Raw genomic sequence first — 13,623 nt, forward strand, 5'->3', positions numbered from 1 at the left:
ATGCAACACCCCATCTCATGTGCATGGTATTTGATCTGGCAATGCCAAGGGCAAACCTGACCAAGCTTAAATCAGCCTTAAAAAATCAAGGCATCATAATCAAAATCAACAAAAATAACAATAATAATGAGAATTAATATCATTTTAACCTTAAGGTTAAGGCATTTTGCTAATCAAAATAGAAAATTTGGTAATTGAGGTAAAAAATATATAAGGTTTAGGTCGATTCGGGATTTAAGGACTGACCTGCAGGATCGTCAACTGCTGGCTTTGATAAGCGCCGGTATCAATAAAGAAGCAATTATGTTTTTGCAGCACCTCGGCAACAATGGTATGTCCCAGATAAATCTCATCAATATTGCGGACCATGCCATATTTTTGCTCATCCCTGATTCTTGACCTTCCCCATAATACAGAGGCATAACTGGCCTGATCGACATGACCGCTTAGCTCAAGGGTTTGCTTAAGCAGGTTCCAATCATCTACACCAATATCGCCATGTGCGATGCCCACTGTTTTGTGAGCAAAATTCAACTGGATCAACACAGGCAATTGTTTGAGACACGCGATAATCTGGGCCTGCTCTTGTGGCTTCAACTGATAGAACCATTCTCCACCATATTTTTGATGCAGCTTTTTAAAATAAGGATGCTGACTCCCCTGAATACATAATTGCTCGTGATTGCCGCGTACCATCCTGAACCAGTGTTGTTGCAATAACTGCAGGCATTGCAAGCTTTCCGGGCCCTTATCGATCAAATCTCCCACGCCAATCAGCAGATCTTTTTCAAAATCAAACTGCAGTTGCTTAAGTTGATGCATCAATAGCGTATAGCAACCGTGAATATCGCCCACCACATAGACCTTTTGATGATCTGGGGCGATATATTGCACCCGTGGCCATGCTTCAGAAGCTTCTCCACATACAGCGATTTTAGGGCTCATCATTTGCCCCGAGCTGCACAATGTCACTGTGAATTAACAGATGTCGTGAAGGAAAATAAAATTGATAGGCCAAGGCATAGCTGTTAAAACGTGCCAGTTGAGTTTGCTCCAAGGACCAGAAATAGGCGGTCATGCCACCTTGTTGCCGCTGATTTAAAAAATACGATTTGCCAAAATGCCGGGATACAATAATAAAATCTTGCATATCTGTTTCGATCGACTCAGCGGACTGAATAATCACTGGTCTGTAGCGACAGCAATAAAGGAGCAAGCATGGCTTTGGCAATTTCAGCCGCCTGCGACTCGGACTGTGCCTGTATGGCATCGACCAGTTGAGCATGAATAGTTTGATCCGGATCGGGTAGCTGGCTATTGGTCACCAGTTCAAAGGTGTATTGATAGCTGGAGTTGAGAAAATATTCATAGGTGGCATACAGCGCCTGATTATGGGTGGCCTGTGCAATAGCCAAATGCAGCTTTTTATCGTTCAGCATAAACTCAGCCACATCACTGGCATCCGTACCAGCCCGTGTATTGAGGCATGCCAGAATATTCAGCAGGTCAGTTGCATCGCGGTTTCTGGCTGCAAGTTTTGCAATTTCAATTTCCAGAACACATCTGACCTCCAGATGCTCATACAACGCTGACTGTTGAATGGAGTGAATCATACTGGAGAAATCGTGTTTGCTGCGAACAAAGGTTCCATGACCCTGTTTAACTTCCAGAATGCCGAGATATTCCAATATTTTAATGGCTTCTCGAATGGTATTGCGTCCCACCCCCAGCCCTTGAACCAGTTCAGGTTCTGTCGGAATTTTATCATTGACCTTCCACAGTTCGGTCTGGATATTCTGACGGACAACCGCAATCACTTCGTCAACAAGCGATCTTTTCTGGATCTGTTCGATCATTAAAATTTCTACTGGCACTCAAAAACATCCAATGATACTATCATCCTATGTTTAAATTTTCAAATGCACACCGTGTCATCTCTCAGGGTAAAACTTATGGAATTAAATCAGACGATTTTCAGTCTTATCGGTGAAATTCAAAAACTGACCCAGGCGATTGAGAAAATTGCCAACCATCAGGAAATCTCACTGGAAGTACTGGATCAGGCCATCGCATTCCGATGGGAAAGAGAAAACAATAAAGGTCACCTGATTCCAATCCGTAAACCCCAACTGCTCTCGTTTGACAATCTTTGTAATATTGACAACCAATTGGCCAAAGTAAAGCTGAACACAGAGGCCTTTGCCAAAGGATTATTGGCCAATAATGTGCTGTTGACCGGTTCACGAGGGACGGGAAAATCATCAATTGTGAAAGCCTGTTTAAATGAATATCACCAGTACGGCTTACGTGTGATTGAGCTGGAAAAAAAATATCTCGAAGATCTTCCCAAGATTATCCATCTGCTCAATGAACGCGATGAACGCTATATTATTTTCTGTGATGATCTGGCCTTTGAAGCAGGCGATAGCAGTTATGCAACCCTGAAAACCGTATTGGATGGCTCGCTGGCCACCAGTTCAAACAATACCCTGATTTATGCCACTTCAAACCGTAAACATATGGTCGCGGAATATAACAAGGACAATACCGAGATCAATCAGAGCGAAAATGGTGAGTTGCGTCCGGGTGATAGTCTGGAACAGAAGATTTCTCTGGCTGACCGTTTTGGTCTGCAAATCAATTTCTATGGCTTCAGTCAGCCCGAATACCTGAAAACCGTGCAGTTCTGGTTAAATGAATACCACTGGCAACAACAGGAAAACTGGGACAGCTTACAGTTAAAAGCCATTCAATATGCCACTCAACAAGGTAATCGTTCTGGTCGAATTGCCAATCAATTTGCCAAAATGATTGTCGGCCAGGAAATGTTGCAATCGCAAAATCTGTCTTAAATCCTGTAGCACTGCAGCATCCCCACCTGAACAGCAATGCTCTTGCTCAGGTGGGCAACAGATCATTAAAACTTATGCGTATAGGTGGTCATGATGCGGTTTTCAACAAAATCTGTCCCTGGATTGTTGCCTGCACCATATTTGATATCAGCACGAATATGTCGCCATTCGAAGCCGAGACCTTTGAGTTTTCCTTCAGGGATGCTGTAATTGATGATGACATTTTTCTCGGTTTCTTTATTGTCCTTAAAGCCTTCCCGATAGATTTCACTACCATTTAAATAGCGTAGCGTCAGTTTTAATCCGGGGATACCCTGCTCTTTAAAGTCATAACTATATAAAACATGCCAGGTCAATTCTTTGGCTTTGTAAAAGGCAAGCGCAGACCAGCTCTGTAAATAGGCTTGTGGCACATAACCATTTAACAGTGGAATATTGTCCTCGCCCATATGCTTTTGCAGACCGGTCAGAATGGTATGCGGACCATTTTGCACACTGGCTTGCACACCGATTGATTGCGCATCAATATCGCCGAAATAGGCGTCACCATCTTCTTTATAGTTAAAATAGCGGGCATCCACTTTTAACTTGCTGTTTTTAATCTGCTCTGTATAGGCCGCATTGACATAGTGTTGTTGATAAATATCTTGCAGTTGTCCAAACCAGTAAGCCCCGGATAAATTCGGCGTGAAATTATAGTCCAGACCTAGAAAATTGAGTCCATCACTTCTTTTTGCCGGATCAGTCGAGTTGCCTAACGTGAATTTTCGATACTCGTCATCATCACGGGCATTCACATGGGTAAAACGGCCCGCAGATACTTTTAAATTCTTGATCTCTTTGCTTTCCAGCATTGCACCGGCATAGGTGGTAACCAGTTGCCGTGAGTCATCAATAAACAGTACCGGCGTTTTAGGAAAAAGTTCTCCCACTTTCAATTCGGTATTGTGATATTTCAATTTTAAGGTCGCGCCCAATTTTAAGTAATCACGTTCCTGACGTCGTTCATGCTGATCATATTTAAACACGGTATCCAGCCGTTCATCATTATGGTCATTCAAACGCAATGCATATTGAAACCCTAAATCCAGACCGACTTGAAGCGGTGTATCGGTATAGCCTGACTCAAACCGCCCTGATAAGCCTTGTGACCAACTGCCCAGGTCTTGATTGGTGCCTTCAAAATCACGTTCGACATAGAAATTTCGTAAATAAATACTCTTTTCACTGTCCTTTAGAAAGTCGGCATAAGCCACATTGACATTCAGACAGCCAAAAAGCGTATATAACGCCACGCGCTGGGCTTTATACAGCCTATTCGGTATTAACATGGGAAATCCTTTCCTGAGTTTTTAAAATTCTTGTTGCTGTAAATAAAGTTTCACAACTTGCCTAGTCCTGCCGACCTGAGTTCCATTTCTTTTAAATATCCGGAAATTCAAGAAAATATCTTTAGAGAAAGATTCAGGCTGGATTTATTATTTGAATAATTAATGTAATTTTCCATAGATAACGAAGTATATAGTTATACCTTTTAAGTCTGGTTTTAGCTGTAGACCATCGTATCGCATTAAAAAAGCGGTCTTTAGGACCGCTTAAACATAATTAATTTTCGGATCTGCCTTAATCACCATCCAGTTGTATCGGTATTCCCTCTTCTTCAAATACCTGCTTAATACATTCTAGTATCTGCGGCAGATACGGACTCTGATCCATATTACGTACCGCCAGTGAAATCGGGGTATAGGCTTCCAAATCCAGAATCGGAATATAGACCAGATTTTTCATGCCAATATCGCTGGCACTCTCAGGAATAAGACAAATGCCCTCGCCAGAAGACACCAGCCCTAAGGCCATATGAATTTCACGTACCTCGACCATATCTTTAGGTACCAAGCCCAAGTCAGTGAAAATCGACTGGATCAAGGTGGAAAAGTTCGGTTTTTGTGTGGCGGGATAAGAAAAAATAGGCTCATCAATAATCTGCGATAGGTAAATCCCCTGATCGATAAAGCGGGTTAGATGATGATTTTTATGGATGGCTAATTTGAGCTTTTCTTTACGCAATAAAATCCGTTTTATCGCAGGATCACTAATTCGTAATCGCCCAAATCCCAAATCAATTTTACCCAGTTTTAATGCTTCAATCTGGTCTTTGGTGCCATGTTCAATCAGTTCGACCTGAATCTCGGGATGATTTTGGCGAAATAAATAAATCACCTGCGGTAATAGCGCATACAGTAAGGAGCTGACATAACCAATACGCACGATCTTATTGACTGTGCTAATGCGTTTTGCCATGGAAGCCGCTTGGGCAGTGTGGGTCAAAATCTGCACCGCGTGCTGATAAAAGAACTGCCCCGCTTCGGTGGTTTTTACTGGACGTGAGCCCCGTTCAAATAACAAGATACCGAGTTCCTCTTCCAGCTTTTGAATCTGGCGACTCAAAGGGGGCTGCGCAATACATAACTTTTCCGCCGCTTTGGTAATGCTCTGTTCCTCGACCACCGTCACGAAATAACGAAGATGTCTTAATTCCATTTAATATACCTTTTAAGTATCTAAAAATACCAAATTCAGCCTAGTTCTAAATATTACATTAATTTAGGGTATGTAAATAGGCAAAGATTGAAGAAATACCAAAGATGTATAAATCCATAGAAACCTTACTTGTCGAGATTCCAACCATCCGTCCGCATAAGATGGCGGTTGCAACCATGCAAACCCAAACCTTAGTACTGATTAAAATCACCACAGCAGATGGTTTTACCGGTTGGGGCGAAGCAACGACCATTGGAGGGTTAGGTTATGGGGAAGAAAGTCCTGAAAGTGTCAAAACCAATATTGAGCAATACTTTTCGCCATTGTTAAAAACACTGGACGGTTTTAATGTGGCTCAAACCCTAAAAACCATCCAGCAAAATATTAATGGGAACCGTTTTGCCAAATGCGCCATCCAGACCGCCTTGCTGGATATTCAGGCCCAACGTCTGGGCTTGCCGCTCAGTGAAGTTTTGGGTGGACGCTTACGTGATAGTGTCCCTGTGCTGTGGGTACTGGCTTCGGGCAATACCGAAAAAGATATTGCTGAAGCAGAAAAAATGGTGGCACTCAAACGCCATAATATTTTCAAATTAAAAATTGGTTCACGTCCGCTTGAGCAAGATGTTGAACATGTGCTGGCCATTAAAAAAGCCTTAGGCAAGGACGTTTCAATCCGTGTCGATGTCAATCGTGCTTGGTCTGAACTCAATGCCATTAAAGGGATTCAAATGCTTCAGGATGGCGGTGTTGATTTGATTGAGCAACCGTGTGCAATTCACAATATTGATGCCATGCAACGTCTGACGCGCAAGTTCGATATTGCCATTATGGCGGATGAATCTTTAACCGGTCCGCAAAGCGCTTATCAACTGGCAAAAACCAATGCAGCCTCAGTGTTTGCAGTCAAAATTGCCCAGTCTGGCGGTCTGATTGAGGCCTGTGATGTTGCCAAAGTCGCCAATCTGGCAGGGATCGACCTATATGGCGGCACCATGCTGGAAGGACCTGTAGGGACGATCGCTTCTGCACATGCATTCTCTACTTTTAGTAATCTTGCAGCAGGAACTGAACTGTTTGGCCCACTGTTACTCACGGAAGAAATTTTAAAAACTCCGCTTCAATATGGCAATTTTGAGCTCAAACTTCCCACGGGTCCCGGCCTCGGCATTGAGCTGGATCAAGACAAAATCGACAACCTGCGTCGTCAATAATTCAAGGAGTTGACATGCTTTTCCACGTACGAATGGATGTAAACATCCCACTGGATATGCCAGTTGAACAAGCCAATCAAATTAAAGCCGTAGAAAAGGCTTATTCTCAAGATTTACAACGTCAGGGCAAATGGCGTCATATCTGGCGCATCACGGGACAATACTCAAACATCAGTATTTTTGATGTGGAAAGTAATGAGGAATTACACAATATTTTGCAGGGATTGCCTTTATATCCTTACATGAATATCGAAGTGATGGCCTTGAACCGTCATCCCTCTGCCATTCGTGAAGATGACAGCTAAACGAGCCGGTAAAGTTAAAAACAGGATTTGAACAAGGAATGTGGCAAGCCAAGCAAGCAGTAAAAACAGCAAGTCCGCGAGCCACCAAAAATTATCATACTTCAGGAGAATATGTATGAACCGTCAAGAAATCGATGCACTGGTTAAAAAAATGAATGTGGATACCGCGACAGGTGACGTCAATCCACGTGTACAACAAATCGTAGTTCGTCTGCTCGGTGATCTTTTTCAGGCGATTGAAGATCTGGACATCTCTCAAAGCGAACTGTGGAAAGGTCTGGAATACTTTACCGATGCAGGTCAGGCCAATGAACTGGGTTTATTGGCAGCAGGTCTAGGTCTTGAACATTATCTGGATTTACGTGCCGATGAAGCCGATGCCAAGGCAGGGATTACCGGTGGCACACCACGCACCATTGAAGGTCCACTCTATGTTGCAGGCGCGCCTGAATTTGTCGGTTTTGCCCGTATGGATGACGGTTCTGAATCGGATAAAGTCGATACCTTATTCATCGAAGGAACCGTGACTGATCCTGAAGGCAATATTATCGAAGGTGCTAAAGTTGAAGTGTGGCATGCCAACAGCTTAGGCAATTATTCATTCTTTGATAAGTCACAATCAGACTTTAACTTGCGCCGTACCATTTTGTCTGATGCCAACGGTCACTATGTCGCACAAACCACCATGCCTGTCGGTTATGGCTGCCCACCAGAAGGCACCACTCAGGCATTATTAAATCAGTTAGGCCGTCATGGTAACCGCCCTTCTCATGTACATTATTTTGTGTCTGCGCCGGGTTACCGCAAATTAACCACCCAGTTCAATATCGAAGGTGATCAATACCTATGGGATGACTTTGCCTTTGCAACACGTGAAGGCCTCATCGCAACTGCGGTAGACGTAACCGATGAAGCCGAAATTGCCCGTCGTGGTGTGAATAAACCATTCAAACACATTACCTTTAATGTAGAACTGGTGAAGGAACATGCCGGTGCACCAAGTTCAGAGGTAGAACGTCGTCGCGTTGGTGCTTAATTCTCTAAAAAATGACTGTGAGCTATTCATTAGCTCACGGTTTTTAAATTTCTATGCATATCCGTTTATAGCGAAGCCGGTATGTATAGAAATTTGAAAACATGGATAAAAGGTTGGCCTTATGATTGATAAAAGTACGCTCTCATTGACTGAGGCACTGGCACAGATCAAGGATGGTGCAACCATCATGATCGGTGGCTTTGGCACCGCAGGACAACCCGCTGAACTGATTGATGGACTGATCGAACTCGGCATCAAGGATCTGGTCATCGTCAATAACAATGCAGGCAATGGCGATTACGGTTTGGCTAAACTGCTTAAAACAGGTGCGGTTCGTAAAATTATCTGTTCCTTCCCGCGTCAGTCTGACTCATGGGTGTTCGATGAACTGTATCGTGCCGGCAAGATTGAACTGGAACTGGTGCCACAAGGCAATCTGGCCTGTCGTATTCAAGCCGCTGGGATGGGTTTAGGTGCAGTATTTACCCCAACTGGCTTTGGTACTTTATTGGCAGAAGGCAAAGAGGTCCGGCATATCGATGGTAAAGACTACGTGCTTGAGTATCCGATTAAAGCCGACTTCGCATTGATCAAGGCCTATAAGGGCGATCGCTGGGGCAATCTGGTCTATAACAAATCTGCCCGTAACTTCGGCCCGATCATGGCAATGGCCGCAGATGTCACCATTGCGCAGGTGTCTGAACTGGCTGAACTCGGTCAGCTTGATCCTGAACATATCATTACCCCAGGGATTTTTGTCCAGCATGTGGTCGCTGTCGATGCCGCCAATGGTACAGGAGCATAAACATGAGCTATCAGAAACTAAGCCGTGACCAGATCGCTGAACGTGTCGCTCAAGATATTCCCGATGGTGCTTATGTCAATCTCGGCATTGGCCTGCCCACCAAGATTTCCAATTATCTTCCTGCCGATAAGGATGTATTCCTGCATTCGGAAAATGGCTTACTCGCATTCGGTCCGCCTCCTGCCAAAGGTGAGGAAGATCCTGAGTTGATCAATGCAGGTAAAGAATATGTGACCATGCTGACGGGTGGTAGCTTTTTTCATCACGGTGATTCCTTTGCCATGATGCGTGGCGGACATCTGGATATTGCGGTACTCGGTGCATTTCAGGTGGCGGCCAATGGTGATCTCGCCAACTGGCATACCGGTGCAGCAGATGCCATTCCTGCAGTAGGTGGTGCCATGGATTTGGCTGTCGGCGCCAAGAAAGTATTTATCACCACCGATCACAATACCAAGCAAGGTGAACCGAAGATTGTTGAAGCACTCACTTATCCGGCAACAGGCTTGAAATGTGTCGATCGTATTTATACCGACCTGTGTGTGATTGATGTGACTCAAGACGGTTTAAAAGTGATTGAAAAAGTCGAAGGTCTGAGCTTTGAGGAGTTACAGGCATTGACGGGTGCGAAACTGATTGATGCGACGCAAGGATAATGTTTACACAGCCAATAATTACGGGTTCAAGCAGAGGCTTTTTGTATAGGCATTGCCTTACTTTTTAAGGATAAAAAGTAACAAAAATCCTTTGTTAGACTGATGGTATATCCATATACCACAGTCTAACGGGCGGCATCCATGCCGCCATCGCGAAATGCTTATGGGAAAGTCTCAGATCGAGATTTTCACATATTCGAAGATAAATTGAGAGTTGCTATCGTGATTGGCGACAGGGATGTCGCCCCGTTACTCAGCACAACAAGGAAGTTGTGTCTGAGTAACAAAGGTTTTTGGTCACTTTTTTAAAAAGTGACGAGAACTAGCTGTGGGTATTGGATTAAGCACCTTAAGACTCCGTCGTGACTAACTCTTATGAATGAAAGCGACGAATACCATCACTGCCGATAAATGAAAGTGATTTTCGAAAACCGTTTGTATAGGCAATACCTTACTTTTGAAAGGTCAAAAGTAACAAAAACCTTTGTAGGACTGATGGTATATCCATATACCACAGTCCAACGGGCGGCATCCATGCCGCCGCCGCGAGATACCTACGGAGAATGGCTGAAAGGCCTGAAGTAAAGGACAAGATTTAAAATGAAAAACGCTTATATCATCGATGCCATCCGTACCCCATTTGGTCGTTATGCAGGCGGTCTTGCCCCTGTCCGTGCCGACGATCTGGGAGCAGTTCCAATTCAGGCGCTGATGCAACGTAACCCAACTGTGGATTGGCAACAGGTGGATGATGTGATCTATGGTTGTGCTAACCAAGCAGGTGAAGATAACCGTAATGTGGGACGTATGTCAGCCTTATTGGCAGGCGTACCGTATCAGGTGCCTGCTACCACAGTGAACCGTTTATGTGGTTCATCACTGGATGCGATTGCAATGGCTGCCCGTGCGATTAAAGCCAATGAAGCCGACCTGATTATTGCAGGTGGTGTCGAAAGCATGAGCCGTGCGCCTTATGTGATGGGTAAATCGGATAGTGCCTTTGGCCGTAGCCAAAAGATTGAAGACACCACCATGGGATGGCGTTTTATCAATCCAAAGCTCAAAGAAATGTATGGCGTGGACAGCATGCCGCAAACCGCAGAAAACGTGGCGGAACAGTTCAACATCAACCGTGCCGACCAAGACCATTTTGCGCTTAATAGTCAGCAGCGTACTGCAGCGGCACAAGCCAAAGGTTTCTTTACCCATGAAATCATCCCTGTGACCATTCCACAACGTAAAGGTGATGCCATTGTGGTGGATCGTGATGAGCATCCACGTGCATCGACCACTTTAGAAGCATTAACCAAACTCAAAGGTGTGGTGAAAGCTGAAGGTACCGTGACAGCAGGTAATGCCTCTGGAATTAATGACGGCGCAGCCGCTGTGTTGATTGCGTCGGACGAAGCGGTAGAAAAATACCAACTCAAACCACGCGCCAAAATCATTGCAGCCACAACAGTTGGGGTTGAACCACGGATTATGGGCTTTGCGCCTGCACCTGCGATCAAGAAACTGCTGAAACAGGCCAATCTCACGCTAGAACAGATGGATGTGATTGAACTGAATGAAGCTTTTGCAGCACAGGCTTTGGCGGTAACCCGTGATTTAGCTTTGGCAGATGATGATACACGAGTTAATCCGAATGGCGGTGCAATTGCCTTGGGTCATCCCTTAGGTGCCTCTGGTGCGCGTCTGGTGACCACGGCCCTGAATCAGCTTGAACAGATTAAGGGGCAGTATGCCTTGTGTTCGATGTGTATCGGTGTTGGTCAAGGGATTGCCTTGATTATTCAACGTATTGATTAAAATAAAGGAAGAGTAATGTCAGTTTTTCAGTCTGCCGATACGCAAATTCACTATCAAACCTTTGGCGATCCCAACGCCCCGGCACTGGTGTTTTCTAACTCTTTGGGGACCAACTACGGGATGTGGCAACAGCAATTCAATTATTTTAAACAACGCTTTTATGTGATCTGTTATGACACCCGTGGTCATGGGTCTTCTTCTACCCCATCAGGTCCATATAGCCTGCAACAACTGGGCGAAGATGTCATCCATTTACTGGATCATTTGCAAGTTGAAAAAGCCAGTTTTTGTGGGATTTCCATGGGTGGGATCACTGGCCAATGGCTGGCAATTCATTATCCAGAACGATTTAGCCACGTGGTGATTGCCAATACTGCAGCAAAAATTGGACAGGAACAGGCCTGGCTGGATCGCGCCCAGCTGGTTCGAAAGCAAGGTTTAGGTCCTATCGCCACTACAGCAGCTTCTCGCTGGTTTACAGATCCCTTTATCCAAAGTCATCCTGCCATTGTCAATAATCTGTGTAACGACTTAAGTGCTGGCAGCGCAGACGGTTATGCCAATTGTTGTGAGGCTTTGGCTAAAGCGGATGTCCGAGATCAACTCAAAGACATCCATCTCCCTGTTTTGATCATTGCCGGAATCCAAGACCCCGTTACTACCGTCGCAGATGGACAGTTTATGCAACAGCAGATTGCGGATGCCCAACTGGTAGAAATCAATGCCTCACATATTTCCAATATTGAACAGGTCGATGCATTCAATCAGGCAGTGTTCGACTTTATTACTACAACTTAATTAAAACAAAGCGCTGCTTAATAAGCAGCGCAAGATCGTAGCACTAAAAACACGCACCACCTGAATAAGCTTTGCCATAGAAATATATTTATTTAAATCAATAGTAAACCATTATCTTTTTGACCGATGTGCCTTGGTCGCTGCATAAGGATCATGCAATGCATAATAACAATTCACAAAATAAAACGGTTTCAGCATCCTTATTATCTTCTGCAAATAGGCAACGGGCTTGGCTTATTACCGCCCTGCTGGTGCTGTTTCAGATGATTAATTTCGTGGATAAAGCTGTTTTAGCGCTTGTTGCCGAACCCGTCATGGCTGAGTTGGGACTCAGTGCAACTCAATTTGGTTTTATCGGCAGTGCCTTTTTCTTTTTATTTGCAATCTCAGGAATTGCGGTAGGCTTTCTCGCAGAAAAAGTTCAAACCCGCTGGCTACTTTTGATCATGGGCGCAAGTTGGGCACTATTACAGTTCCCTATGCTCTTCGGTGGGGGTTTAACCACCTTATTGATCACAAGAATTGTACTCGGTGCAGCAGAAGGTCCTGCTTCTTCCATATCTCTGACGCATGTCCAAGGTTGGTTTGAACCCAGTGCCCGTGGTTTCCCAAGCAGTCTGGTCGCTTCAGGAACCATGCTTGGCCCCATTATTGCAGCACCTATTTTAGCTTATATCATTGCACATCCGGATTGGGGCTGGCGTTGGGCCTTTGGCTTTCTCGGTATTGTCGGCATCATTTGGAGTATTTTATGGCGTTGTATCTGTAAAGAAGGCCCTTATAGTCATTTTCATCAAGCCCAAAATTCAGCAGCTTCCTCTATTATTAAAAGCAAAGAAGCTGAGACCAGTCGCCAAAGCATCATAGATTTTGTAGATCAATTAAAACCTGTCCCGATTTTCAACGTATTTTTTTCTCAAATGTTTATTGCTGCCTTGCTTGCCGGTTTAGGATGTTTTTGGTCTTTAGGTTTTTTAACCACTTGGGCAGTTAAATATATTGCATCGACCCATCAATTCGCACCTGAAATGATTGCCTTTATTTCCAGCTTTCCGTGGATTTTAGGCGCAATTACATTGGCACTTGCTGGTTATGTTTCAAAGATACTTCTACAAAAAGGCCAAAGTGTTCATGTCGCTTTTGGGATTGTTTTTGGCTTACTGCTGTTATGTTCAGGTGGTGCCTTTTATATGCTCCCTTTCTCAACGGGAAATCTCAATCTGATCCTGATTACGGTAGCAGCCGGATTTTCGATGTGTTTTCCGCTGGCGACCATGACCGTCAGTTATAGTGTATGTCCGCAGCAACGTGCCGCAGTTATGGCAACACTGGTGGCCACCGCATCTATAGGCGGAATGATTTCCCCAACCATGATTGGATATTTGATGGATCATGCAGGTTATATCAATCCAGGTAAGGGTGTTCCGCTTAGTCCACAGATGTTAGAAAATTTAATCATGGGGATGAATCAGGGTTTTAGCGCTATTGGCTTGTATCTGATTGTGGTGGGAATCCTCAATATGGTCTTTCTCAACCCGGATCGGCTGGCTAAAAAATTAATGCGCTAATCATTGTTTTATCCATAAATCATCTGAGTCAGCTCAACA

The 13,623-nt window shown here is 44.4% G+C and carries 14 protein-coding genes; 9 read left to right on the forward strand and 5 right to left on the reverse strand.

What is annotated here, in order from left to right; all coding sequences use genetic code 11:
* Positions 1-234: 234 nt before the first annotated feature.
* The 3 genes from IEV39_RS08995 to IEV39_RS09005 are packed head-to-tail and all read right to left on the reverse strand — an operon-like array spanning position 235 to position 1,856.
* Positions 235-948 (reverse strand): metallophosphoesterase, encoded by a 714-nt coding sequence (locus IEV39_RS08995; protein WP_005284234.1) that lies wholly within the window; start codon positions 946-948, stop codon positions 235-237.
* Positions 935-1,150 (reverse strand): hypothetical protein, encoded by a 216-nt coding sequence (locus IEV39_RS09000; protein WP_167510595.1) that lies wholly within the window; start codon positions 1,148-1,150, stop codon positions 935-937. The genes IEV39_RS08995 and IEV39_RS09000 overlap by 14 nt, the downstream gene beginning before the upstream one ends.
* A 16-nt stretch (positions 1,151-1,166) precedes the next feature.
* Positions 1,167-1,856 carry a FadR/GntR family transcriptional regulator gene (locus IEV39_RS09005; protein WP_032883231.1) on the reverse strand — a complete coding sequence of 230 codons (690 nt, stop codon included), beginning with the start codon at positions 1,854-1,856 and terminating at the stop codon, positions 1,167-1,169.
* A 96-nt stretch (positions 1,857-1,952) separates the two neighbouring features.
* On the opposite strand from IEV39_RS09005, the gene IEV39_RS09010 reads away from it, so the two are divergent.
* Complete coding sequence (locus IEV39_RS09010) at positions 1,953-2,852, forward strand: ATP-binding protein (protein WP_005284225.1); 900 nt, start codon at positions 1,953-1,955, stop codon at positions 2,850-2,852.
* 65 nt (positions 2,853-2,917) lie between these two features.
* Here the strand turns inward: IEV39_RS09010 and IEV39_RS09015 are convergent, their stop codons facing one another.
* A complete protein-coding gene (locus tag IEV39_RS09015; RefSeq protein WP_005284223.1) occupies positions 2,918-4,183 on the reverse strand; it encodes an OprD family outer membrane porin in 1,266 nt (421 codons plus the stop codon).
* 292 nt (positions 4,184-4,475) lie between these two features.
* On the reverse strand, positions 4,476-5,393 hold the full coding sequence (gene catM, locus IEV39_RS09020; protein ID WP_005229202.1) for a cis,cis-muconate-binding transcription regulator CatM: 918 nt from the start codon (positions 5,391-5,393) through the stop codon (positions 4,476-4,478).
* 104 nt (positions 5,394-5,497) lie between these two features.
* Here catM and IEV39_RS09025 point away from each other — a divergent pair, with 104 nt between their 5' ends.
* The 8 genes from IEV39_RS09025 (at position 5,498) to IEV39_RS09060 (ending at position 13,584) form a co-directional block, all read left to right on the forward strand.
* Positions 5,498-6,607 (forward strand): muconate/chloromuconate family cycloisomerase, encoded by a 1,110-nt coding sequence (locus IEV39_RS09025; RefSeq protein WP_005284220.1) that lies wholly within the window; start codon positions 5,498-5,500, stop codon positions 6,605-6,607.
* 14 nt (positions 6,608-6,621) lie between these two features.
* Positions 6,622-6,912, forward strand: coding sequence for a muconolactone Delta-isomerase (gene catC, locus IEV39_RS09030; protein WP_005229200.1), 291 nt, complete (start codon positions 6,622-6,624; stop codon positions 6,910-6,912).
* Positions 6,913-7,027: 115 nt separating this feature from the next.
* On the forward strand, positions 7,028-7,948 hold the full coding sequence (gene catA, locus IEV39_RS09035) for a catechol 1,2-dioxygenase (protein ID WP_005284217.1): 921 nt from the start codon (positions 7,028-7,030) through the stop codon (positions 7,946-7,948).
* Between the two features lie 121 nt (positions 7,949-8,069).
* The gene (locus IEV39_RS09040; protein ID WP_005284215.1) at positions 8,070-8,753 is read left to right on the forward strand and encodes a 3-oxoacid CoA-transferase subunit A; all 684 of its coding nucleotides are present in this window, start codon (positions 8,070-8,072) and stop codon (positions 8,751-8,753) included.
* Between the two features lie 2 nt (positions 8,754-8,755).
* The gene (locus tag IEV39_RS09045; protein ID WP_005229197.1) at positions 8,756-9,409 is read left to right on the forward strand and encodes a 3-oxoacid CoA-transferase subunit B; all 654 of its coding nucleotides are present in this window, start codon (positions 8,756-8,758) and stop codon (positions 9,407-9,409) included.
* A gap of 600 nt (positions 9,410-10,009) precedes the next feature.
* On the forward strand, positions 10,010-11,218 hold the full coding sequence (gene pcaF, locus IEV39_RS09050; protein WP_005284210.1) for a 3-oxoadipyl-CoA thiolase: 1,209 nt from the start codon (positions 10,010-10,012) through the stop codon (positions 11,216-11,218).
* A gap of 15 nt (positions 11,219-11,233) precedes the next feature.
* On the forward strand, positions 11,234-12,016 hold the full coding sequence (gene pcaD / locus IEV39_RS09055) for a 3-oxoadipate enol-lactonase (protein ID WP_005284206.1): 783 nt from the start codon (positions 11,234-11,236) through the stop codon (positions 12,014-12,016).
* A gap of 158 nt (positions 12,017-12,174) precedes the next feature.
* Complete coding sequence (locus IEV39_RS09060; RefSeq protein WP_005284204.1) at positions 12,175-13,584, forward strand: MFS transporter; 1,410 nt, start codon at positions 12,175-12,177, stop codon at positions 13,582-13,584.
* The last annotated feature ends 39 nt before the right edge of the window (positions 13,585-13,623 follow it).

This window comes from Acinetobacter courvalinii, from assembly GCF_014635545.1.
GTDB classification, from domain to species: domain Bacteria; phylum Pseudomonadota; class Gammaproteobacteria; order Pseudomonadales; family Moraxellaceae; genus Acinetobacter; species Acinetobacter courvalinii.